The sequence below is a fragment of the Trinickia sp. genome, from assembly GCF_051953955.1.
In the GTDB taxonomy this organism is placed as follows: Bacteria; Pseudomonadota; Gammaproteobacteria; order Burkholderiales; family Burkholderiaceae; genus Trinickia.
Genome location: NZ_JBQCIF010000080.1, coordinates 49,823 through 72,297, shown reverse-complemented (window position 1 = coordinate 72,297; position 22,475 = coordinate 49,823). Strand labels below are relative to the sequence as shown.

General features: G+C 62.5%; 19 protein-coding genes. 9 read left to right on the top strand and 10 right to left on the bottom strand.

Annotation, left to right across the window (positions count from 1 at the left end):
* Window positions 1-113: 113 nt before the first annotated feature.
* Window positions 114-311, bottom strand: a complete 198-nt coding sequence (locus ACTHNZ_RS15745) for a DUF3562 domain-containing protein (protein ID WP_440543453.1) — start codon at window positions 309-311, stop codon at window positions 114-116.
* A 375-nt stretch (window positions 312-686) separates the two neighbouring features.
* Here ACTHNZ_RS15745 and ACTHNZ_RS15740 point away from each other — a divergent pair, with 375 nt between their 5' ends.
* Together ACTHNZ_RS15740 and ACTHNZ_RS15735 are read left to right on the top strand one after the other, a co-directional pair.
* Window positions 687-1,097: a response regulator gene (locus tag ACTHNZ_RS15740; protein WP_440543452.1), complete on the top strand. Its 411-nt coding sequence runs from the start codon at window positions 687-689 to the stop codon at window positions 1,095-1,097.
* Between the two features lie 312 nt (window positions 1,098-1,409).
* Window positions 1,410-2,939 (top strand): PAS domain-containing hybrid sensor histidine kinase/response regulator, encoded by a 1,530-nt coding sequence (locus tag ACTHNZ_RS15735; protein ID WP_440543451.1) that lies wholly within the window; start codon window positions 1,410-1,412, stop codon window positions 2,937-2,939.
* A gap of 31 nt (window positions 2,940-2,970) precedes the next feature.
* On the opposite strand, the gene ACTHNZ_RS15730 is transcribed toward ACTHNZ_RS15735, so the two are convergent.
* A complete protein-coding gene (locus tag ACTHNZ_RS15730; RefSeq protein ID WP_440543450.1) occupies window positions 2,971-3,597 on the bottom strand; it encodes a glutathione S-transferase family protein in 627 nt (208 codons plus the stop codon).
* A gap of 107 nt (window positions 3,598-3,704) precedes the next feature.
* Here ACTHNZ_RS15730 and ACTHNZ_RS15725 point away from each other — a divergent pair, with 107 nt between their 5' ends.
* Together ACTHNZ_RS15725 and ACTHNZ_RS15720 are read left to right on the top strand one after the other, a co-directional pair.
* A complete protein-coding gene (locus ACTHNZ_RS15725) occupies window positions 3,705-5,363 on the top strand; it encodes an ATP-binding domain-containing protein (RefSeq protein WP_440543449.1) in 1,659 nt (552 codons plus the stop codon).
* A 583-nt stretch (window positions 5,364-5,946) separates the two neighbouring features.
* Window positions 5,947-6,258: a YodC family protein gene (locus tag ACTHNZ_RS15720; RefSeq protein ID WP_440543448.1), complete on the top strand. Its 312-nt coding sequence runs from the start codon at window positions 5,947-5,949 to the stop codon at window positions 6,256-6,258.
* 78 nt (window positions 6,259-6,336) lie between these two features.
* Here ACTHNZ_RS15720 and ACTHNZ_RS15715 read toward each other — a convergent pair whose 3' ends face one another.
* Window positions 6,337-6,648 (bottom strand): superinfection immunity protein, encoded by a 312-nt coding sequence (locus ACTHNZ_RS15715; RefSeq protein WP_440543455.1) that lies wholly within the window; start codon window positions 6,646-6,648, stop codon window positions 6,337-6,339.
* A gap of 177 nt (window positions 6,649-6,825) precedes the next feature.
* Here ACTHNZ_RS15715 and ACTHNZ_RS15710 point away from each other — a divergent pair, with 177 nt between their 5' ends.
* Window positions 6,826-8,286 carry a M20/M25/M40 family metallo-hydrolase gene (locus ACTHNZ_RS15710; RefSeq protein WP_440543447.1) on the top strand — a complete coding sequence of 487 codons (1,461 nt, stop codon included), beginning with the start codon at window positions 6,826-6,828 and terminating at the stop codon, window positions 8,284-8,286.
* 94 nt (window positions 8,287-8,380) lie between these two features.
* Window positions 8,381-8,959 carry an NnrU family protein gene (locus ACTHNZ_RS15705; RefSeq protein WP_440543446.1) on the top strand — a complete coding sequence of 193 codons (579 nt, stop codon included), beginning with the start codon at window positions 8,381-8,383 and terminating at the stop codon, window positions 8,957-8,959.
* A gap of 242 nt (window positions 8,960-9,201) precedes the next feature.
* Here the strand turns inward: ACTHNZ_RS15705 and ACTHNZ_RS15700 are convergent, their stop codons facing one another.
* The 4 genes from ACTHNZ_RS15700 to pdxR form a co-directional block, all read right to left on the bottom strand.
* Window positions 9,202-9,726 (bottom strand): STM3941 family protein, encoded by a 525-nt coding sequence (locus ACTHNZ_RS15700; RefSeq protein WP_440543445.1) that lies wholly within the window; start codon window positions 9,724-9,726, stop codon window positions 9,202-9,204.
* Between the two features lie 141 nt (window positions 9,727-9,867).
* Complete coding sequence (locus ACTHNZ_RS15695) at window positions 9,868-10,323, bottom strand: carboxymuconolactone decarboxylase family protein (RefSeq protein ID WP_440543444.1); 456 nt, start codon at window positions 10,321-10,323, stop codon at window positions 9,868-9,870.
* 22 nt (window positions 10,324-10,345) lie between these two features.
* The gene (locus ACTHNZ_RS15690) at window positions 10,346-10,762 is read right to left on the bottom strand and encodes a cupin domain-containing protein (RefSeq protein ID WP_440543443.1); all 417 of its coding nucleotides are present in this window, start codon (window positions 10,760-10,762) and stop codon (window positions 10,346-10,348) included.
* Between the two features lie 265 nt (window positions 10,763-11,027).
* Window positions 11,028-12,452 carry a MocR-like pyridoxine biosynthesis transcription factor PdxR gene (gene pdxR / locus ACTHNZ_RS15685; protein ID WP_440543442.1) on the bottom strand — a complete coding sequence of 475 codons (1,425 nt, stop codon included), beginning with the start codon at window positions 12,450-12,452 and terminating at the stop codon, window positions 11,028-11,030.
* Window positions 12,453-12,607: 155 nt separating this feature from the next.
* Between pdxR and ACTHNZ_RS15680 the strand changes: the two genes are divergently transcribed.
* Window positions 12,608-13,270 (top strand): dihydrofolate reductase family protein, encoded by a 663-nt coding sequence (locus ACTHNZ_RS15680; protein WP_440543441.1) that lies wholly within the window; start codon window positions 12,608-12,610, stop codon window positions 13,268-13,270.
* 59 nt (window positions 13,271-13,329) lie between these two features.
* Here the strand turns inward: ACTHNZ_RS15680 and ACTHNZ_RS15675 are convergent, their stop codons facing one another.
* The gene (locus tag ACTHNZ_RS15675) at window positions 13,330-15,147 is read right to left on the bottom strand and encodes a sensor histidine kinase (protein WP_440543440.1); all 1,818 of its coding nucleotides are present in this window, start codon (window positions 15,145-15,147) and stop codon (window positions 13,330-13,332) included.
* 56 nt (window positions 15,148-15,203) lie between these two features.
* Window positions 15,204-15,926 carry a response regulator gene (locus ACTHNZ_RS15670; RefSeq protein WP_440543439.1) on the bottom strand — a complete coding sequence of 241 codons (723 nt, stop codon included), beginning with the start codon at window positions 15,924-15,926 and terminating at the stop codon, window positions 15,204-15,206.
* A gap of 308 nt (window positions 15,927-16,234) precedes the next feature.
* Here ACTHNZ_RS15670 and ACTHNZ_RS15665 point away from each other — a divergent pair, with 308 nt between their 5' ends.
* Together ACTHNZ_RS15665 and ACTHNZ_RS15660 are read left to right on the top strand one after the other, a co-directional pair.
* Window positions 16,235-20,095 carry an autotransporter domain-containing protein gene (locus ACTHNZ_RS15665; RefSeq protein WP_440543437.1) on the top strand — a complete coding sequence of 1,287 codons (3,861 nt, stop codon included), beginning with the start codon at window positions 16,235-16,237 and terminating at the stop codon, window positions 20,093-20,095.
* 116 nt (window positions 20,096-20,211) lie between these two features.
* Entirely contained in the window at window positions 20,212-21,468 is a 1,257-nt protein-coding gene (locus ACTHNZ_RS15660; RefSeq protein WP_440543436.1) for a phosphatidylinositol-specific phospholipase C, read from the top strand.
* A gap of 86 nt (window positions 21,469-21,554) precedes the next feature.
* Here the strand turns inward: ACTHNZ_RS15660 and ACTHNZ_RS15655 are convergent, their stop codons facing one another.
* Entirely contained in the window at window positions 21,555-22,112 is a 558-nt protein-coding gene (locus tag ACTHNZ_RS15655) for a hypothetical protein (protein ID WP_440543435.1), read from the bottom strand.
* Window positions 22,113-22,475 lie beyond the last annotated feature (363 nt).

The window sequence follows — 22,475 nt, the reverse complement described above, 5'->3', positions numbered from 1 at the left end:
GGGGGGTTTTCCCGGCCTTTCCAACCGGGGTGGGGGCCCCGCTTTTAAACCCACCCGCCGCGGCGCGGCCCCGCACCCCCCGGCCCCCCCGCGTTTCGGATCGATCGGAACGATCAGTGGTTTTGCCTACGCTGGTTCAGTAAGTCTTCGCGCACGCGTTTGGTCACGAGCACGGAGAGGTAGTCGGTGATGTGTGCGCCATCGCTGAACGCCTGCCAGGTTTGCGAGACCATCTCCGATACCGTTTCGCGCGGAGCGCCGGTGTCATTCGCGATCGATTGCACCAGTTCGTCCACGTTCGGCTGCGTCATGTCAATCCTCCGAGGAGAGCGCGAGGCAATGGGGTAGGCCCGCGCGCCTCTCGCTATTTAAGACGATCTCGATCTCTATGCCAATTGAATTGGCCTATCGATCCCGCGACGCCTCGTAGCCGCAGCTCGCATCGGGTGCCCGGCGATCCCGGACAAATCCCAGCATGCAAGCGCCAAATGCGAGTGGTTCGTGCGCAACGGCTCGCGCCGCGAAAGTCATCGGCCTAACTTAATGGCATGGTATCGTCCGCCCCGCCTGCGGCTCTTGCGTGCCGGACGGCGTGCGTCGGCAGCATTCGACCTCCGTGTGCAACTTCCGCGAGGGTGAAGCTGTCCGAGGGGCTGGCGCAGGTATCGATAGCTAGAACAATTGGTATGAACGGAATGATGAGACTCGAGCACATGACGGTCGTCGTCGTGGAAGACGACCCGTCCAGCAGAGAGTCGCTTGCAATGGTGCTCGAATCCGAGGGCGCGCGGGTCGTGGCTGCCGCCGATGCGGAAGAAGGCGTGGAAGCCGTGCTTCAATTGGCGCCCGATGCCGTCGTTTGCGATCTGGACTTGCCGGCCATGGACGGCTTTTACCTGATCCAAAGGCTGCGCGACGACGAAATTCGCAACGATCGGCCGCCGGCCGTGGCCGTGGCCCTCACAGGACACACCGACGAAGCCTATCGTCTGCGCAGCATCGGCGAAGGCTTCCATCACTTCATGAGAAAGCCCGCCGAGCCCGAGCAGCTCGTGTCGTTGCTCGCTCAGGCAGTGGCGGCACGCGCCCTCGGCTAGCGGCGGCGCTGTGCGCGCCCGCTGCAGTTTTTGCAAAAGCGCCGGTCAAAGTTGCCCTCGCAACGATAGGCCGACCTCGCATGCTTCGCTCGAATGAGCTAATTCGGCGATGCGGGCATCGTGCGGTCTGCGCCCGGCGAACCCCCGGTTCGCTCGGCTAGGCGCGCGCAAGCGCTAGGCATGGGTCGTGCTTGGTTGTTGCTCCAGCGGCAATTCCCTGTCGCATTTTTCCAAGAACGATACGCCGCCGACATGCGTCCGGATAGCTTCGCCAGCGACAGCCAGTCCTTTTCGCCGCCGCCTGAACCGGTGGTGACGTCTGAAGAACGTCTGCGAATCCTCCTCGAGTCCGTTCAGGACTACGCCATTTATTTGCTCGATGCCGACGGCTGCATCATCAGTTGGAATAGCGGCGCGGAGAAGATCAAGGGCTACAGTGCTCAAGAGGTGCTCGGGCGGCACTTTTCGATGTTCTATCCGCCCGACGACGTGGCCAATGGCACGCCGGACGCCGAACTCGCCACCGCCGCACGGACGGGCCGCGTCGAGGACGAGGGTTGGCGCGTGCGTAAGGACGGCACGATGTTCTGGGCCAACGTCGTGATTACCGCCGTCTACGATGCATCGGGCGGCAACGGCCGCACGCTGCGCGGCTTCGCGAAAGTCACGCGCGACATGACCGAGCGCAAGCGGCTGCGCGAGCTCGAAGCCGCAAGCCAGCACATGAACGAGTTCCTCGCGACGCTCGCGCACGAGTTGCGCAATCCGCTTGCACCCGTCAGCAATGCGCTGAGCGTCATGATGCTCGAGCCGCTCGTCAGTCCCACGCTGCGGCAGTGCCGCGACATGATCGATCGGCAGATTTCGCATTTGACCCGCCTCGTCGACGATCTGCTCGATGCCGGCCGCGTCACGACGGGCAAGGTGATGCTGCGCCTCGAGCCCGTGGAGCTGTCGGACGTCGTCGTGCGTGCCATCGAGATGATCCGTCCTCACATGGCTTCACGTCAGCAGGCGATCGAAGTCCATGTGCCGCCGACGAACATCGTCGTGAACGGCGACGGAACGCGGCTCGTGCAAGTCTTGCAGGGGTTGCTCAACAACGCGTCGAAGTTTTCGGAGCACGGCGGGCGCATTGGAATCGAACTCGACAAAGTCGGGGCGTTCGCCCGCGTGCGCGTGTCCGACGAGGGTTGCGGCATCGACGCGGCCGCAATCGATTCGATCTTCAATCTGTTCGTGCAAGCCGACAATCGATTCGAGCGCAAGGAGAGCGGACTCGGAATCGGGCTGACGTTGTGCCGTTGGCTCGTCGAGATGCACGGCGGCTCGATCGAAGCGTCGAGCGAGGGCCTCGGACGAGGCGCCACGTTCACGGTGCGGCTTCCGCTGTTCGCCGTGCAAGACGCCGCCAACGACGAAGGCATGAACGGCGATAGGCGCGAGCGCAGCGAGCATGCGACGCTCGCGGTGCTCGTCGTGGACGACAACGGCGATTCGGCCGACAGCATGGCCATGTTGCTGCGCATGAAGGGACACCGCGTGCAGGTCGCCTACAGCGGCGCGGAGGCGCTCGATGCCGCCGAGCGCGCGGAGCGCATCGACGTTGCGCTCATCGATATCGCGATGCCGGGCGCCGACGGCTTCGCCGTCTTGCGGCAGCTGAAGGGGACGAAAGCGTTGAGCGGCGCCTGCTTCGCGGCGATGACGGGGTTCGGTCAGGAAAGCGACGTGGCGCGCTCGCTCGACCAAGGCTTCGATTTGCATCTGACGAAGCCCGTGCAATTGCCGCTGCTCGATATGCTGCTCGCGCGCGCGCAAGAGCGCCGGACGCAGCAGTGATGGCTTCGATCGAATCGGATCGAGCCGAGCCTCAAGTCAGCGGCAGATCGATGTACTTCTTGAACGCGGCGCGCTGCGTCAGCCTCTGATACCAGCGCTGCAGGCTCGGCATGGGCGGCCGATCGATCCCTTCGACGCCGAACCAGCGTTTCGCGAATGCGCCGAGCACGATATCGGCGATCGTGAAGCGGTCGCCTTCCAGATGGAAGCGCCCTTGCAAATGGCCGTCGATGACCTTCCATCGGGCAATCAGCGTTTTGACGTTGGCCGCCAGCGCTTCCATGTTGCGCTCGGCGGGCGCCGTGCGCACGAGCGTCAGAAACACGGGGCGCTCCGCGGGGACCAACGTGGAAAGCGACCAATCGAGCCATCGATCGATGCTCGCACGCAGCTTCGGGTCTGCCGGGTAGAGCGAGCTCGACGCGCCATACTGCATGGCGAGGTAACGCAGAATCGAGTTCGATTCCCACAGGACGAACGTGCCGTCCACGAGCGTGGGGATTTGGCCGTTGGGATTGAGTTCACGATAGTCCGGGTCGTTGACGCGGCCGAACTGCAGGCCGGCGTCGACGCGCTCGAACGGGAGGCTCAGCTCGTCGCAGCACCAGAGCAGCTTTTGTACGTTGACCGAGTTGGCTCGTCCCCAAATCTTCAGCATGTGATCTTTCCTCCGGATGAATGCGGCTATGCCCCGGTGGGAGCGAAGTGCCGCGCGGTTTGTACAATACGCCGAATTCAAAATGTCAAAGCAAGGATCAACCCGCCATGGCACGCCTTATTCCCGACGATTGGAAGAATCTAGCCGCGACCGGCGCTGCCGAGCGGGAGCGCGAAACGCTCACGCTGCTCGAGGCGGCGCTGCCCGATGACTACACCGTCTATCACGGCGTGCATTGGACGCGTCTGAATCGGGCTTTCTCCGTATTCGGCGAGGCGGACTTCGTCATCGTGAGCCCGGCCGGGCGCGTCATGCTCGTGGAGCAAAAAGCGGGTTTCCTGCGCGAGACGCCGAAGGGACTCGTCAAGGTGTATCTGCAGACCGAGCGCAACGTGTCGATCCAACTGGCGCGCACGCTCGAAAACCTGCATCGGCGGTTCACCGCGGCGTTCGGCGCGGGCACGTACTGTATCGAAGCGCTGTTGTTTTGTCCCGACTACATCGTCAAAAACGCCGCGATTGCCGGCGTGCCGCCCGAAAGCATCGTCGACGCGACACGCAAGGACAAACTTGCTTCGGTGATTTTGGCTGCGTTGCCGGCCGATGAGCCGAAATTGCCGTGTTCGGCGAAGATCCATCACTTTCTGGCCGACGAACTGGCTCTGACGCCCGATACGAGCGCGCTCGTGGGACAAGCGGGCACGCTTGTCACGCGCTTGTCGGGCGGGCTGGCGACTTGGGCGCGCCGGCTCGCGTTCACGCCGTTCAGGCTGCGCGTGATCGGCACGGCCGGCTCGGGCAAAACCCAACTGGCCGTGCAGGTCATGAAAGACGCCGCGGCGAGCGGCAAGCGCGCGCTGTACGTCTGCTTCAATCGGCCGCTGGCCGACCATATCGCGCGCGTCGCGCCCGAGGGGGCACGGGTCGCGAACTATCACCAGCTCTGCGATGCGGTCGCGCGCGACGTCGGTGCCGTGCAGGATTTCCGCACGCCCGATGTCTTTAGCCGGCTCGAGGCGGCATTCGCCGACGCCCCGATCGGCGAGCGCTGGACGTTCGACGTGCTGATCGTGGATGAGGGGCAGGACTTCCAGGAGCCGTGGGTGAAGGCCCTGTCGCGCCTCGTGAAGCCGGAGGGGGCCTGGTGGTGGCTCGAGGACCCGCTGCAGAACCTCTACATGCGCGAACCCGTTGCGTTGCCGGGATGGACGGTGCTGAACGAGACGACGAACTATCGCAGCCCGCGCGACATTCTGGAGTTCGTGCGCGAGAAGGTCGGCGCGGCTGTACCGCGCGCTACGGCGCTGAGGGCAGGCAGTCCTTTCGACGGATCGCAGATATCGTTCACTTCCTACGACGATGCGCAGGAAGACGCTGTCGTCGATGCAACGAAGCGCGCGATCACGCAGGCGCTCTCGTTGGGCTTTCGCAAGCAAGACATCGCCGTGCTCTCGTTTCGCGGGCGCGAAGGCTCGGTCTTGACCGCGCTCGAGCATTTGGGGCCGCATCGGCTGCGCAGCTTCACGGGTAAATACGATCTATTCGGCAACCCGGAGTACAGGGAAGGGGATGTCTTGCTCGAGTCGATTTATCGCTTCAAGGGGCAGTCGGCACCGTGCGTAGTCTTCACCGAGGTCGATTTCGATGCGTTCGACGAGCGTGCGGCGCGCAAGCTGTTCGTCGGCGCGACACGCGCCACGATGAAGTTGATCGTGGTGGCATCGCGCCGCGCTAGTGCGGTGCTCGAAACGCAAGCTCGAGCTTGAAACCGGGCCGCCGCTTTGTCGGTCGTGACCGCGTCGTAGAAAACCGGCTCAACCCGCCGAAAAATAAAATCATATTAAATGGCAACGTTTTCATGTGTTGGGCACGATCGATTGCCGGATGTTTATATGACGGCGCTAATGATGCAATGCGGAATTGATCTGGATCAAAGAAAGAAATCATTTTATTTAGAACCGAAATCATAGGGATTGAGTGAAGGGGAAAGGCCGATTCTCCGCGATCCCCGCCCCTGAGCGCCGCCAGCGGCGGCAGTTCCGAGATTGAAAAGTCCGACTGTTACGCGAATATGTAAATCTGTCCCCAGATGACGGTGGAACGAATTCGTGCGTCGCGGATCAATTGATTCATGCATGATCTCCTGCTCTCGATTTAAAATTCCTTCTCCATGTTTTCCCTGAAATCTCTTGTAGAATAAAAATTCTATTGTTAATCTCTGCCTGACCTCGACAGTATTGCGAGGGACGAATGAGCGAGCGGCCTGTGAATTTCCGTTCCGTTCGCTACCACACGATTGAATAGGGTTGCCGCCTTGCTGGCGGCCCGATGCATTACGACGGAGCACACATGTCCGCGACTACTCGTGATCTTGCTGAACAGTTTTGCGTAGGCGATGTCGTGACGCTCAACGTGGGTGGCTCCCGCATGACGGTAACGGCCGTCACGGGCGGCACGGTGCTGTGTCAATGGTTCGACGAATACGGCGAATTGCGGCAAGAGGCTTTCGCGGCCGAGATGCTCGCCCGCGAGCCGCGTTCGATTTCGCCGGGCCTGGCGCACGTCCGTCGCTATGCCGCCGCGATGGCGGGTTCGGTCGCCGGGTCCGTTGCAGCCAGCGTCCCGTTCGGGCACGGTTCGCTGAAACCCACTAGGGCATGACGCGCCTAGTGGGCACTGGATTGCCCGCCAGCCGCGGCATCGGCGAGCGGCGGCGTGCCTAGGGCACGAACGTGCGGGCTAATGACGAACGCCGTCGTGCTTGGCGGCGCGCCGGTCCACGTGAGCCATCAACGCCGTCGAGAAAGCCGCCATCCGCAGTAGCCGGCGCTTGGCCGTGACGTCGCGCGCGAGGTGCGCCGGGGGATTCGGCAGGTGCGCCCAATACAGTGCCATGAGCCAACCCACGATCGTCCATCCCACGCACGCGTTGAAGAGCGCGAGCGTGAAGATATCGTGGCGTTTGCGATGGTCTGCGATGATCGCCGGCAGAAAATAGACCGCCAGCGCAAACACCACCTCGACGACCTGTAGGGCAATCCGATCCAGCATGATGGTCACCTCGAGAGTGGGGTGTGACACATTGTCGCGCGTTCTGCGATTCTTTGCTCGGCGGCACGTGAACTGCTCGCGCATACCGTTTCTTTCGGCTGTGCTGGACCCGTTCTTCATGCGGACTAATCCGGACTATCATGTGCGCTTCGACCGCCACGGACTGAGCCGACCGCCATGACCGCACCTGATGCGAAGCAGCAAAACGCCTGGATCGATCAGCCTGCATTGACCGAATTCGTCGAGCGCAAATGGAAGGAAGAGATCGTTCCCGCGCTGACCGACTACATTGCGATTCCCGCGAAAAGCCCGGCATTCGACGCCGATTGGGAAAAACACGGGTACCTGGAGCGAGTCGTCGCCGATGCGGCGGCCTGGGCACAGGCGCAGCGCGTGCAAGGGCTGACGCTCGAGATCGTGCGCTTGCCCGGGCGCACGCCCGTCATCTTCTTCGAGACACCGGCCACGCGCTCGGGCAGCACCGAGACCGTGGTGTTGTATGGGCATCTCGACAAGCAGCCCGAGTTCGACGGTTGGCGCCGCGATTTGGGGCCATGGACGCCGAAGCTCGAGGACGGCAAGCTGTACGGACGCGGCGGCGCGGACGACGGCTACGCGATCTACGCGAGCATCACCGCGCTGGCGGCGCTCGATGCGCAAGGCGTGGCACGGCCGCGCTGCGTGGGTCTCATCGAGACCTGCGAGGAATCGGGCAGCTACGATCTGCTTCCCTACGTCGATGCATTGCGCGATCGCCTCGGCAACGTCGGCCTCGTCGTGTGTCTCGATTCGGGCGCCGGCAACTACGATCAGCTTTGGTTGACGACGTCGCTCCGAGGTCTTGTGGGCGGATCGCTCGAAGTGCAGGTGCTCGACGAAGGCGTGCACTCGGGCGGCTACGGCGGCATCGTCCCGTCGAGTTTCCGCATCATGCGCCAGTTGTTCGAGCGGCTCGAAGATGCCGCGACAGGCAACCTGCTACCGTCGAGCTTTCATTGCGATATTCCGGCGAGCCGCTTGGCCGAAGCGCGTGCGACGGCCGGCATCCTCGGCGACGAAGTCTGGAAGGCCTCGCCCTGGGCATGCGGACAAGACGGCAAGCCCGTGTTGCCGGTAACGGCTGACCCGTATGAGGCGTTGCTCAATGCGACATGGCGGCCATCGCTGTCGGTGACGGGTGCGGAAGGGTTGCCGCCGCTTTCGAGCGCGGGCAACGTGCTGCGTCCGCGCACGGCGTTCAAGCTCTCGCTGCGGCTACCGGCGCTCGTCGATGCGGCGCAGGCCGTTGCCGATCTGAAGGCGCTGCTCGAGCTCGATCCGCCGTACAACGCGAAGGTCACGTTCAAACCGGAAGCGGCGGCCTACGGCTGGAACGCTCCCGAGCTCGCGCCGTGGCTCGGGACGGCGCTCAACGAAGCCTCGCGCGCGCAGTTCGGCGCCGACTGCGCATTCATTGGGCAAGGCGGCACGATTCCGTTGATGAACGTATTGCAGCAGGGTTTCCCGAAGTCGCAATTCGTCGTTTGCGGCGTGCTCGGTCCGAAATCGAATGCGCACGGGCCCAACGAATTCTTGCACGTCCCGTTTGCCAAGAAATTGACGGCGGCGATGGCGCAGGTCATCGCGGCGGCGCCTTGATTCCGTCGACGATCGACTGAACGCCGGTGCGTCGCCGCGCCGGCAGAATTCTCTGCGGCACCGAACGATAGTGGTCAATAAAAAGGAGTTCGACGTGGCGATACTGATTCTCGGCTTGATCGTTTTCATCGGCGTGCACTCGATACGGCTCGTCTCGCCGTCCTGGCGCGATGCGCAACTGGCGCGGTTCGGGGAGCACGGCTGGAAGGGCATCTATTCGGTTGCGTCGCTCGTCGGATTCGTTTTGATCGTCTGGGGATACGGGCTTGCACGGCATACGCCGATCGTATTGTGGACACCGCCGTTCGGCATTCGACACCTGACGGCACTGCTCGTGCTCATTGCCTTCGTGCTGATTGCCGCGGCCTATGTACCCGGCAATCGAATCAAGCGAACGATCGGACATCCGATGATGGTGGGTGTCGCGCTTTGGGCGCTCGGCCACCTGCTCGCGAACGGGACGCTCAATGCGGTCGTGTTGTTTGGCGTCTTTCTAGTTTGGGGTGCCGTTGGGGCACTCATCTCGCGCGGCCGGGACGCAACGGCGGGAATACGATACCCGGCCGGTACGCTTGCGGGCGATACGAAAGCGATCATCGTCGGCCTCGTTGCTTGGGCGATTTTCGCTTTTGCCCTGCATCGCTGGTTGATCGGAGTGAGCCCGCTGGGTTGAGTGGGCGAGATGGGTCGATCCCATCCCAATAGACGATCGCCAAGGCTTGCGACGCTAGGCCGCATGACGGGAGCTTACCGGCCTAGAACTTACGGGTTACCTGCATGCGATCCAATCGAGTGGCCCTCCCGGAGCTGTCGCTTCGCGAGGAAGTGGCCATGTCTGTCCTATGCCGAACGGCCAATGGCCAGCGCTCCCCGTCTTTTATACAGTCGAGTCAGGCGCGATCCTCCACAACGTCGTTAGCCACCTCCGCGCCGATGAAGATAAAACTCGATGTGGGCCATGATTACTTCGAGTTCTACCGACAGCGTTACTTGCGGGATAGTCACCATATAGCCAACCATGCGATTGTTCGCCCACAACAGGATGCGGGTCAGTGGCCCGCACGTTGCCAAGTAATCGTTCGGATTGCGCAGAGAGACGCCAATGAATTTTTGCCGCGAGCTGCGAAAGGATTGAACGATGATCCTCGCGCCCGTAATATCGGACCACGGAATGAATCCCAACGACGCCATCGACGCATGATCGGTGAGTCCATCGCCGTCAATGCTGATCGCGGGTTTTCTCCATAAAAGCCGGGACAGCATGAACAGACCGCAAGCGCCAAAAAACGGGACGCCCAAGGCGATCACGACCGTGTTTGTGGCACTCATCGACGCTGGATGCCGTGCCAGTAGCAGCACGCACATTACGTCGAAGAGAAACGAACCGACTATTAGGGCTGCGAGCTTTCCACGGCTTTCGTAAACGACGATGGATCCCAATACGCGCTCCCGAGGTCATGTTGCACGCGATACGGAAGACGCGCTCCTTACGCATGGGGCGCGCCGAGTTGAAACTGGCTCATGATGAATAACGGCGTACAAAGCGGAAGTCTGAAGTCTGAGGTGTTTACACCCTGTATGTCACTGCTCGCGCACCGCCTGAGGCGCGTTGCGGAAGCTGATCGCCATACGGTTGTAAGTGTTCATCAGGCTGATGGCAATCGTCAGGTCCACGAGCTCGCGTTCGTCGAACACCACACGGGCGGCTTCGTAGGCCGCGTCGGGTACGCCCGTTTGCGCCACGAGCGTCACCGATTCGGCCCAGGCAAGTGCCGCTCGCTCGCGTTCGTCGAATAGATGGCCGGCTTCTCTCCACGCTTGCACGAGCGCCAGTTTTTCGAGTTTGACGTCTCTTTTCAGTAGGTCGCGCGTATGCATGTCGAGGCAGTAGGCGCAATTGTTGATCTGCGAGACGCGCAGATAGACGAGATCGACGAGAACCGGCGACAGGCCGCTTTGCGTGACATAGCCGTAGACGGCACCAAGCGCTTTGGCGCCCGCGGGCGCGATCTGGTTGTAGTCGAGACGCATGCTCATAAGATGACTCCTTTGCAGTGATTTACTTGATCGGGGTGGTTAGAACCTTGTCGCTGCTGTCCGCAACGAAGACCGCGAGCAATTTCGCCGGCCTCGTTTCGCTCGCGTTGCGACTGACACGGTGAAGGGCACCGGGCTCCTCGAAGAAGCTTTCGCCGGCGTGGTAGACGCGCTTCGGGCCGTCGTTCACCTGAGACTCGATGTCGCCCGACAGGACGTAGGCGTAGATGAACGCCGAGGCAGCGTGCTTATGTGCGGGCGATGCGGCGCCCGGGGCATAGTCGACGACGACAGCGGTCAGCGACTTGCCGGGGATATTGGGGATGGCGTGCTGGAAGTTCGGCGTGACGGTTTCACCGGCCTCGTGTGCCGCGGACGGCACCGCGATTATGAAGGCCACGGCCGTGCAGACGGCGCCTGCGATGGATCGAATGTTCATAGCGTCGGCTCCTAGATATTCCCGCATTGTCGGCTCGGGCTGGAGCATGCAGAAGCACCAGGAATGAACATTTTCGATGTACCAAGATTCGACCAAGACGCGGTCCGGGAGCGGCCACGAATCGGTCGAAAAACTCGGCCTACAGGTCCGGCCCGTGCGGCCGGTCCGTCGGGGGGAATCCGAGTAGCTGGCGACAGTGCATCCGTTGAGTTCGATCCCGAACTGCTCTACGGGGTGCCCGGGCGATGCGTGTGCCGCGGCATGTTCAATTCGAAGTGGGGCTGAGCCGCTCGGCATCTCGGCAAGCGAGTTCGAGCAGGCGGTGACAATCGGCGGCGAGCGTGCGTTCATTCACGTTCGTCACGCCGAGCAGCAGCCCCTGTTCCTTTTGAGGACCCATGTACCACGGCGAGAGCGGAACTGCGCCCAAGCCGCATTGCCGCGCCTGCAAAGCGATATCGACGTCCGATACGGAGCGGGGCAGCGCAACGACGACGGCCATGCCGGCAGTGGTCCGCACGCTGATTGTGTCCGAAGCCATCTCACGTAAGCAGCGAAGCAAAGCTTCTCGCTGCGCGACATAGAGGCGTTTCATACGGCGCAGATGGCGAAGATAGTGCCCCTCCCGCATGAATTCGGTCACGGCGTGCTGCGCCGAAGCCGCCGGCGCGGGCGCAAGGCACGCCGCGACGTCGCCGAAGCGGCGCGCCATGTCGGCCGGAACGACGAGAAAGCCCAGGCGAAGTGCCGGACTAATCGTCTTGCTGAAGCTGCCGATGTGCAGGACACGTCCGTTCTGATCGAGCGAGGCAAGCGCCGGCGCTGCCCGTCCTTTCAGTTGGAGCTCGCTCAGGTAATCGTCTTCGACGACCCACGCGTCGTTTCGTTGCGCCCAGCCGAGCAGCGAAATCCTACGAGCAAGCGACATCGTCATGCCGAGCGGCGCCTGCTGGCCCGGGGTGACCACCGCGAGCGCGGCGCCGGCCGCTTGCCGGATGCCCGCATCGACATCGATCCCGTCGCCGTCTACCGGAATGGCTGCCACGCTCATGCCGGCCAAGCCGAGCGCGGTGCGCGTGAGCGGAAAGCCGGGGTCTTCCATCCAAGCTTGCCTGCCTTCCACGCGAAGGCCGCGAATTGCAAGGTTGAGCGCACCCGAAAAACCGGCCGTGACGAAGACCTGAGAGGGATTGCATCGAAGGCCGCGTGAAACGCCGAGATAGGCTGCGATTTCCCGTCGCAAGTCCGGATCGCCTCGCGGATCGGGGTATCCGACAGGCGCCGCCGCCGCGCGGGCCTGGATGCGTGCCCAAAGCTTGAACGGAAAGGCGTCCTGCGAAGGCACGCCCATCTGAAACCTCAACGGCGCAGCGCCGAATTCGTTGAATACATCGGGGAGCGGCGGAGCCTCGGGCGACCAGTCGGTTGCTGCCGGCGAATCGGGCCGCTGCGCGACTCGGGTGCCGGCGGCTCCCAGCCCCATCGCGAATTGCTCGTCTATCAGGCGCTCGTATGCCGCGCGCACGGTGCCCCGGGAAACCCCGAGCTGTGCGGCCAGATCCGACCACGAAGGCAGCCGCGCGCCAGGGGCAAGCTGCCCCGCTTCGATCGCATCCCGGATCGAGCGGTAAATCTGTGCGGACAGCGAGGTGCGTCCGGCGCGATCGAGGCCAATTGAAAGAGTCGCCATGCGCGCGATGGTACATCGAGATTTCGAAATCTTGGATCCGTTTCGTGTCCGGGAGCACCACGTTCGCCACGTTCAACGATAATGGCCTGACGCACGAGGATTCGCGCTTGGCTCATTCACGATAAACCTGAGCACCATCTAAACGGAGGCAAACGATGACACGCGTTCGCGTGAACGGCTTCACGATCTCGCTCGACGGATACGGAGCAGGTCCGAATCAAGACATCGACAATCCGCTCGGCGTTGGCGGAACGGAACTACACCAGTGGCTGATTCCGACGCGCACGTTTCAGCAGACCTTGTTCGGCAAGGACGGCGGTACCACCGGCGTCGACGACGAGTTTGCCGCCCGCGGTTTTCGCAACGTCGGCGCCTGGATTCTCGGCAGGAACATGTTCGGGCCGATTCGCGGAGAATGGCCGGACACGAACTGGAAGGGCTGGTGGGGAGATAATCCGCCGTACCACGTTCCGGCCTTCGTCTTGACCCATCACGCTCGCCCCTCGATCGAAATGGAAGGCGGCACGACATTCCATTTCGTCACCGGAGGCATTCACGAGGCGCTCGACCGTGCGCGCGAGGCTGCCGCCGGAGCCGACGTGCGGATCGGCGGAGGGGCGGACACGATCCGGCAGTATCTGCGCGAGGGCCTCATCGACGAGTTGCACGTTGCGATTTCGCCGGTGTTGCTCGGTCGCGGAGAGCCGCTGTTCGATGGGATCGATTTGCGAGCGCTGGGGTATGAATGCGCTGAATACGTTGCATCCGAGAAGGCCGCGCATGTCGTGTTACGGCGCCGAGGGCGGACGGATAGCTGAACTTCGAACAGCCGGTCGTTACGCGGCCTGCGTCATCGTTGCCCTGTGTGCCGCGCGATTCATGACACGCGCCAGAGCGGATCCGAGACCTCCGTGCGGGTGTTGGGAACCGTGAGCGCGATAGCCGTCGCACCCGGCGCCGAGCTGATATCGAGCGCCGCGCCGAGCCGGTTCGCGCGTGCACGCATGCTTGACATGCCGGTGCCGAGGTGCGAGGCGTCGCCCCTATCGACGAAGCCCACGCCGTTGTCGCGAACGACGAGCATGAGTTCTTCGTCTACGTGCATTTCCACATCGATGCGGCTCGCGCGGCTGTGCTTGAACGCGTTGGTGAGCGCCTCCTGCAAGATGCGCATCACGTCGAGGCCGCGCGAGGCAGGCAGTGCGTACTCCTCGAGTCCGACGAGCCGCCACGTGCATTGCACGCCCTGAGTTTCGAAAAGGCGCGTGAAGCGATGGCGCTGCGATGCGATCTGGTCCGCGAACGTCGCGTCGCCGTACTGCTCGCTCGTCGTCGAATCGATGATGAGGCGCAGGTCGTCACGCAACTCCTTTAGGATCGACAGGAATCGGTTCGGCGGGATCGCCTGCGGCGTGCGCTCGAGTGCGATGATGCTGCCGAGGAGGGCGGAGCCGAGCCCGTCGTGAAGGTTGTGGGCGAAACTCAGCCGCTCGCCGAGCCGCGCGTGTTCGACCTCGAGCTGATGCTGACGATGCAGTGTCTGGGTGAGCTCACGCTGTGTCGCCTCGACGGTGCGCGCGAGGTCCTCGTTGAAGCCTTCGATTCGCTTCAGGTTCATCACGTGCCGGCGTCCGAGCGCGAGCGCCATGCAGATCATCAGAATCTGGACCGTCAGGCCGCCGAAATAAAAGTTGTCGTGCAACACCCCGAGAAAGGCCAGTAAATCGTGACAGCCCGCCGCGACGAAGACGGCGACGCAGGCGGCGAGCATCCGGTGTTCGGTGTTGCCCCCGCGGTACGCGAAGACGATGAAAATCAGCGATGTTGCGAAATAGTGCAGCGCCTGCGCGACGAAAAGGATGTCTCGAACGTTCTCGATGCGTGCATGCGGCGTGACGCACAAGACCGCGCTCGCAAGCGCGACGACGCACCAGAGCGCAAGCTCGTAGCGCGGCCAGCGCCGTTCGCAGAGGCGCACGACGAAAATCGTGTAGAGCGCACTGTAGGCGAGCAGCGCGATCGTGTTCGCCACTTCCCAGCCGTCGGTACTCGATAGCGGCCAAGTGCCCGTTGCCGTTTGATTGATCTGCACGGCGCACCATGCGAGCAACATCGCCGCGAACCAGCCGTACAGTACCTCCGCGCGACGCATCAGCCACATCGACAGGAAAAAACAGCCCAGCGTCACCGAGACAGCTAGGCTGAACCATTGCGATGTGAGCCGCATCCGCGCCGCGGCTTCGTAACGCGCCTGCATGGCGTCGGGTGGCCCGAGCGCGACGGGCCCGAGGCCGCCTTGATATTGGGCCATGCCCGATACGCGAAAAAGCAGTGTGTTTTCGCCGTCGTGCCGCAATGCGGCCGGCAATAGCAGATAACGCGGCGTGTTCCATTCGCGCGAGAGCGGTTCGACGAGACGGGCATCGTGCCGCATCAGCGTGCCGTTCAGGTAGATCGCGCCCGCCATGTTCAAATAGTCGAGCATCAGCGCGATGGGTGCCCCGGCGCTCGATTGACGCCAGGTCAACCGGTACCACACGACCCCATCGAAGCTCGGCCAGCGCGCAGACCAGAAATCGGGCAGCGAGACGGGGACCCATCCGCTCGCCGGCGGCCGGTCGTCGGCGAGGTTGGGCGGCGCTGAGCCGGACAGTGGTTGCGCGCGAGCAGCCTCGACTTTGACGATGACGGGCAAGTTGCCGGCATCGGCTGCTCGCGCGATCGTCCATGGTGCGACGAGGAACGCGCAGATCAGAAGAGCAAGCCTTGGGATCGCGCTTCGAAGACGGCTTGCGTGCGTGAGTTGACGGCGAGTTTCTTGTAAATGTTCTTGATATGGCATCCGACGGTCAGCCTGGAAAGAGAAAGCACTTCCGCGATCTCGCGGTTCGTCAAGCCCTTCGATACGAGCGTTAGGATTTCGACCTCTCGGGGGCTCAGAAGCTGCAGGGCAGCCGTCGGCGCGGCGCTCGACCGTGGAGACTTCACGTCGATCAGCGCGAGAATGCGCCGCGCGATGAACGGATCGATCGGCGCGCCGCCGCGCAGCGCACTGCGGATCGACAGCGAGATCTCGAGTTCGTCGCGCTCCTTCAGTACGTAGCCCGTCGCGCCGGCCTGCAGTGCCATCACGATCGCCTGCTCGGTGCTCCAGGTCGAAACGACGAGGATCGGAAGCGCCGGATCGCGCTGGTGCAACAGGCGAATCAGCTCGATGCCGTTGCCGTCCGGCAGGCCGATGTCGATCAGCGCGATGGCGAACGCTTGCTCGGCGAACAGCGCCTGCGCCGAGGCACAGCGATCGGTGAACACGAGCGCATCGTCGGCGTAGCCGAGCGAAACGAGCACATCGCGCAGGCGTGCCTGGGCGAGCGGTTCGTCTTCGACGACGAGCACGGGACTCGGCAGCAACGAATCGAGGTCGTCAGACGCCGCTGGGGCGCGGGGTGTCAAAGCATTGCGGGGAAAATCCATGGGCGTGTCCTGGCCGGTCTCGTATCGGCTGACATTCGCGTGTCCGCGCCGGTTCGTCCCGGAAGACTACAGGCAAAACCGCCGATCGCGAAAGGGGGCACCGGCCGTGTATATCGAGCGGCGTCCGCCGCACGGGCATCCCGGCGTTCGGCATACCTAATTCGCGGTATTTGTGACGCCCGACGCGGCAGGTAGATTCGCTCGGGGACGGCGAAAGATGCTTCGTTCCATCATCGAAGAATCGAAGATGAAAAAGTCCATTGACGCCGGTACGAGCCGGCTCGCAAAAACGAAGAAGCAACGGGGAAATGATGAATCGCGCATACCGCGTTGTCTGGAACGCGAGCACGGGGACCTGGCAGGCCGCGCCGGAACTGGCAAGGGCGAAAGGCAAGACGACGGGTAAGGCGGCTCTCATCGCTTTTGGTCTATGGGGTCTGCTGGCGCTTCCGATGGAAGTCCATGCTCAAGTCACCGGGCTGCTCGTCGGCAGTGGTGGAAGCGGGGGAGCCGCAGTCAACGGCATTCAAGCCGGTGGTCAAGGCGGGATTGGCGGCGGCGGAGGTGGGTACTACGGCGGCGGCGGTGGCGGCTTTGGAGGGGGCGGTGGCGGTAGCTTCGGTGATTTCGCCGGCGGGAGCGGCGGCGGCGCGACCGGCGGTAGCGGCGCCAGCATCAACAATACCAATGGCGGCGGCACTGGCGACTCGAACGGCCTAATCGGAGGCAATGGCAGCATGGGCACGGGGAGTAACGCCGGGGCCGCCGTGACCTCTCTGACTTCTGTCACGACAAGCACCGCCTCCATCCCTTTTACGATGTCCACGTCGGCCACTTACGACTACGTGGGCGTCGGCGGCGGTGGTGGTGGAAGCGGTAGCTTCGGCGCTGGCGGCACGGGCGTCGACGGCTATTTGACCGTCGCGGGCAGCGGCACCGCACTTGCGGTAGGAACGGGTCTACTGATTGGCGGCGGCCAGGGCGGCGGCGCAGGCACCCATCTACATACGGGGGGGAGCGGAGGCAGCGGTACCCTCACCGTGGAAGCCGGTGCGAGTCTTTCCGCCGGTGCGGCCGTGGTGCAGATCGGCGGAGGCGGAGGAGGGGCGGCGGGGTACGTCAGCAATGCGGGTAGCGGCGGCACTGGTTCGCTTATCGTCGACGCGGGCGGGAGTGTTTCCGCCGGTACCTTGCAAGTTGGCGGTTTCGGTGGCGGCGCGGGGGCCGGGGGGGCGAACGGCGGCACCGGCGGCAGTGGCACGGTGACGGTAACCGGCAATTCGACGGTCAATATTACGGGGTCGCTCACGCTTGGCGGTGCTGTGAGCGGTTCCGCCGGCGACGGCTCGCCAGGGGGGCTGGGGGGCTCGGGCGTATTGAGTCTGGGTGGCGGCAGCACGCTGAATTTCACCGGTACCTCGCCATCGTTCACCATCAACGGCAACGGTACGTTCAATCTCGGTAGTGCCGCCGCCAACGCCGAGACCGGGGGCACGCTCACGGGGCTGACCGATTTGGTCGACAACGGCACGATCAATTTCAATCAGACGGACACGACTACGGTTTCAGTCAATATCGGTGGAAGCGGTAGCGTCCGCCAGCAGGGCAGCGGAACGACGATTTTGACCGGCCGCAACACCTACACGGGCGGGACGACCATTACCGGCGGGCTGACCAATTTCAGCAACGCCGGCAGCTTCGGTACCGGTAACATCGCGCTCAACGGCGGTGGTGTGCAATGGGCAACCGGGAATACAGCGGATATTTCCGGACAGCTTGCGCCGATCGGCGCAAATGGCGGCACGTTCGACACGAACGGCAATGCGGTCACGTTGGCAAACCTCATCAGCGGTTCAGGCGGTGTGACTGTCGCCAATAGCGGGAGCGGTGGCGCGTTGACCCTGACCACGAACAATGGCTACACCGGCGGCACCACCATCAATACGGGTGCATCGCTCGCGCTGAGCGGTGCGGGCAGCATTGCTTCATCGAGCGGGGTGACCGACAACGGCACCTTCGATATTTCCGGCGCGGCGAATGGTGCGTCGATCGCGAGCTTGTCCGGGTCGGGCAGCGTGAACCTCGGCAACCAAACGCTGACGCTCACGAACGCGAGCGGCGTATTCGGAGGCACGATCTCGGGCAGCGGCGGCTTGACGCTGGCGAGCGGAACCGAAACGCTCACGAACATCAGCACCTATACCGGCACGACGCTCATCGACCGCTCCGCCACACTGGTGCTGTCGAGTTCGAACGACATCGTGCTCGGCAACGTCGTCGACAACGGCGCGTTGGTGGTGGCCGGCACGATCGGCAATCTGTCCGGCAACGGCACGCTCACGGTCGGCGCTCAGGGGCTCGCGCTCACGGGCTCGAACGGCGCCTTTGGCGGCGTGATCGCAGGTGCCGGCGCGCTGACGCTGACCAGCGGGACGCAAACGCTGACGAGCACGAACACCTACACGGGCGCAACGATCATCAGCAGCGGCAGCACGTTGGCGCTTTCGGGCACGGGCAGCATCGCTCAATCGAGCGGCGTGACCGACAACGGCACGCTCGATATTTCCGGCGCAACGAATGGCGCATCGATCGCGAACCTGGCGGGCAGCGGAAACGTGAATCTCGGAAGTCAGACGCTGACGCTCGCCAACGCCAGCGGCATGTTCAAGGGATCGTTCACGGGCGTAGGCAAGCTGGCGTTGCAAGGCAGCGGCACGTTGATCTTGAACGGCAACAGCGCAGCGTTCGCCGGGACGACCGAGGTGGCTTCGGGTTTGCTCGAGGTCGGCGACATCGGCAATCCTCAAGCCGTGCTCGGCGGCAGCGTAACCGTCGATGCGGCGGGGACGCTGCGCGGCCACGGCACCGTCGCGGGAGACGTGATCAACAACGGTATCGTCAAGCCCGGTGGCTCGATCGGCACGCTGACGATCGGCGGCAACTATACGCAGGCGAGCAACGCGGCGCTGTCCATCGAGGTCAGCCCGAGCGCGGCGTCGCAATTGAAGGTTAACGGCAGCGCCACGTTGGCCGGTACGCTTGCCATTACCTACGATCCGGGGACGTACTCGGCGAGGACTTACACGCTCTTATCGGCCAATAGCGTCAGTGGGACATTCTCCGGCACGAGCAGCACCGGGGCGTCGAACCTCGGCGCGCTCACGCCCTCGCTCGCCTATACCGCGAACTCGGTCGATCTCGTGCTCGCAGCGGCTTCCGCTACACCGTTCGTCATTGCGCCGACTGACAGCAGCATCTACACGGCGCTGGGAACGTCGGCCGTCTTTGGTGCACAGGCACAGGGCACTGCGCTGCTCGACCGCATGGGGCGCGCGGCTAGAGCCAGGCCGGGCACGCCATACGGCTGGGTAACGGCCACCGGTACCCGGACGAAGATTGGCGGCACGGACGGTGAGCCAGGGTTTGAAGCAAGGCGCTACGGTTTTCTCGCCGGCCTCGACTCGGCGAGGGGGATTGGTGTGACCGGCGTGGCGGTCGGCTACGACCACGCCGACATCAGCGAGCGCGATACGGGCGACTCCGGCACCATCGACGCACTGCGCGCGGCCGTGTACGGGAGTCGCAACGTCGGGCCCGTGAACCTGTCGGCGGCATTCGGGGCCGCCCTCGACTTTCTGTCGCAAAAGCGCCCGTTCGGGGCGCAAGGGACAGCACAGGGCGATCACCTGGGACACGAGATCAACGTCGGCGGCCAGGCCAGCTTGCCCATGACCTTTGGTGGGGTCACCGTGATTCCGCGTATCGGCTTGCGCTATGCGTACTTCCATGCGGGAAGCTTTGACGAGCGAAATGCGGGCGGACAGGATCTGAACGTTGGCACGGATAACGTGCGCAGCTTGCAGCCCTATGCGGGCGTCACTGTCGATAAGGCTTTCGGCGATGCGCTGAAACCCGTGAACGTCGAACTGCGCATTGGCTACGCGCACGAATTGCTCGACGCGAACCGTGCGATCAGCGTCGCATCGCAGGACAACACGCCGTTCACGGCACCGGGCACGAGCCTGCCGCGCGGGTATTTGACCGCCGGCGTGGGCATTGCGATGCATCCGAAAAAGAGTGTGGAAGTATCGCTCGACTACGATACGGTCTTCAATACGACGCACGCTTCCACACAGCAGGGCAATGTCCGCGTCGCGTATCAGTTTTGACGGGTTTGGTTGTTCATTCGGCTTGACTTGCCTTCGGATATGCGTCCGGATGCACTTCATGCAAAGTTATCTCAATGACCGCGGGGGTATATATGCCAACATTTCTCGAAACTTGGATGCAGCGGATCGATGGTGAGAAGCGCTTGTCCGAGCTCACCATACCGGGCACACACGATTCAGGAACCTACCGGAAGCAGGGGATTTCGTCCGCCACTTGCCAAACCCTGAACATCATCGGCCAGTTGACCTCTGGCATCCGATTTCTAGATATCAGGTTGAAGCGTGGAAGCGACGACGATGGCGTGTTGTGGGTATATCATGGACCCATTCCAATGGATTTGAGATTCAAAGAGGACGTGCTTGTAAACTGTCAAAAATTTCTGGATGACAATCCGTCCGAAACGATCGTGATGTCAATAAAAAATGAAATGAAAGACCCGTCCCAGGAAGAAAAAGAAGATTTCTTCGAAGACGTGTGGAAGATCATATCGGACTCGGGCCGGTTTTGCACGGACGATCAAGTGCCGAAGTTGAAAGACGTCCGGGGGCGCATCGTGCTTTTCCGTCGATTCTGGACGGGCCAAACGACGTACCCGGTCGGCTTGAATGCCTATGATAACTGGCCGGAGGACAACGAAGCAGCATTCAGCAATTCGGGAGCTAAATTCTACGTTCAGGATAGATACTACGGTTGGTCGGATGGCAACGAAAAAAGCGATAAGTTCAATTATTGGGTCAAGCCAGCGTTTTTGAAAGCGTCTGCATCTCCCTCGGCAGACACGCTGTTCGTGAACTTTACTAGTGGAACCGGTATTTTGGGCGGATCTCTTCCGTTTTCATCGACGCCGAGGGACGTCGCCGATGTCGTCAATCCTTTGGCGTACGATTATGTGAAGGAATTTCGGGCGAAGCGCTACGGTATAGTTCCCATGGATTTTCCTGAGATGCCCGATCGAGGGGTGCTGTCGAAGAAATTAATTGATCTGAATGTCTTTATCAGGAATGATCTCAACGGCAAGCGGCTCAGGAACTCATCGACGGAGGCGGTCTATCTGGTTGTCGATGGAACTTTGCATCACGTACTCACGGCCGAGAGTGCTAATAGGATTTTCGGGCAACATTGGGGGATCGATGAAAGCTTGCATTCTGAGAATATCACCAACGGCCCAATCTTGGAGGATGCGGGCCTCGTTAAATTCGACAATGGAGCGGAAATATTTCTTAGCTTCAGGAGCCGCGACTCCGATCGTCAAGTTATAAGACACATTCCGAACATGGCATTGAAGGAGCAATACGGGCTCAACGGGACGTGGACGAATTTGCCTGAAGCCGATAGGGCACGCTACATACTTGGCGCACCGCTGCCTGCATAGGTGCGAAAACGCCTCATGCAAACGGCTCGATTGCATGAGGCGTTATGTGCTTCGGACGAACAGTCGAAAGCGGTCGCAAATGCTCGTCAGGCTTTAATTCCCGCCGGCTTCGCAGGTGCAACGGCGGCAGGCGGCGCGACGCGCTGAGCCGGCACCACGACCACGACGGGCTCCGGCATCGCCCACATCGGCGCCGCGAACACGACGGCTTGCTGGGCCGGCATGGCGAAGGTATCGGCGAACGCCGCCTGCTGCTGCGCCGGCACGGCGAGCGTATCGGCAAACGCCGCTTGCTGCAGCGCCAGCATCCGCTGCTGCATCGCCATCATTTGCGCCTGTGCCGCGCGCATTTGATAGTCGATCGCTTGCATCTGCCGCAGCGCGAGCGCCGGCGGCATGCCGCCCGTGCTCGTTTGCACTTCGAAGCTCGCGTTGCCTTGCGGGCTATGCCAACTCCAGGTGCTGACCTTCATCGGTCCCGCAGCGGTTTGAACGACGTGCGTGTCGGCTTTCACCGGCACCGCCTGACCGTTCACGTTGATGTACATCGGTTGCGCGGCGGATTGGGCGCTCGCTTGTCCTGCCAGTGCGAGCACGGGAATCAGCGCGAGCGCGCCGGCCGCCATATACGAACGAAATTTCATGATTCGTATCTCCATCGATCGATAGGCTCGAAGAATCAACTACGGATCAAACTTGCGGCTCCCGGAGGGAGTCACCGAGAACTATGCGAGCGCTGGCTTAAACGAAGATTAAAGCTCGAGCCGCAACACGGCCCCCGGTGCCGCGCCCCCGCAACGACGCGTGCGCACTGGCGCGCCGCAGTCACGATATGGCGGTACCCGCTGACGCCCACGGTTGTCAGACATCTCCGCGTTGCCCCGAGGGTGCGCATTCGCCATCGAGCACGCCCGATAGGTAACTTTCAGTAATCCTACGGATCCATTGGGCGCTTCCATTCGGCTCTGCTGCAATCCCCTATTCAGTTTCTCCGTCTGCGAACGATA

Bases quoted from the DNA above. Each gene is read 5' to 3' on its own strand.
- ACTHNZ_RS15745 (WP_440543453.1), bottom strand. From the start codon at position 311: ATGACGCAGCCGAACGTGGACGAACTGGTGCAATCGATCGCGAATGAC.
- ACTHNZ_RS15680 (WP_440543441.1), top strand. From the start codon at position 12,608: ATGACACGCGTTCGCGTGAACGGCTTCACGATCTCGCTCGACGGATAC.
- ACTHNZ_RS15730 (WP_440543450.1), bottom strand. From the start codon at position 3,597: ATGCTGAAGATTTGGGGACGAGCCAACTCGGTCAACGTACAAAAGCTG.
- ACTHNZ_RS15715 (WP_440543455.1), bottom strand. From the start codon at position 6,648: ATGCTGGATCGGATTGCCCTACAGGTCGTCGAGGTGGTGTTTGCGCTG.
- ACTHNZ_RS15690 (WP_440543443.1), bottom strand. From the start codon at position 10,762: ATGAACATTCGATCCATCGCAGGCGCCGTCTGCACGGCCGTGGCCTTC.
- ACTHNZ_RS15725 (WP_440543449.1), top strand. From the start codon at position 3,705: ATGGCACGCCTTATTCCCGACGATTGGAAGAATCTAGCCGCGACCGGC.
- ACTHNZ_RS15670 (WP_440543439.1), bottom strand. From the start codon at position 15,926: ATGGATTTTCCCCGCAATGCTTTGACACCCCGCGCCCCAGCGGCGTCT.
- pdxR (WP_440543442.1), bottom strand. From the start codon at position 12,452: ATGGCGACTCTTTCAATTGGCCTCGATCGCGCCGGACGCACCTCGCTG.
- ACTHNZ_RS15655 (WP_440543435.1), bottom strand. From the start codon at position 22,112: ATGAAATTTCGTTCGTATATGGCGGCCGGCGCGCTCGCGCTGATTCCC.
- ACTHNZ_RS15740 (WP_440543452.1), top strand. From the start codon at position 687: ATGAACGGAATGATGAGACTCGAGCACATGACGGTCGTCGTCGTGGAA.
- ACTHNZ_RS15665 (WP_440543437.1), top strand. From the start codon at position 16,235: ATGATGAATCGCGCATACCGCGTTGTCTGGAACGCGAGCACGGGGACC.
- ACTHNZ_RS15720 (WP_440543448.1), top strand. From the start codon at position 5,947: ATGTCCGCGACTACTCGTGATCTTGCTGAACAGTTTTGCGTAGGCGAT.
- ACTHNZ_RS15710 (WP_440543447.1), top strand. From the start codon at position 6,826: ATGACCGCACCTGATGCGAAGCAGCAAAACGCCTGGATCGATCAGCCT.
- ACTHNZ_RS15695 (WP_440543444.1), bottom strand. From the start codon at position 10,323: ATGAGCATGCGTCTCGACTACAACCAGATCGCGCCCGCGGGCGCCAAA.
- ACTHNZ_RS15660 (WP_440543436.1), top strand. From the start codon at position 20,212: ATGCAGCGGATCGATGGTGAGAAGCGCTTGTCCGAGCTCACCATACCG.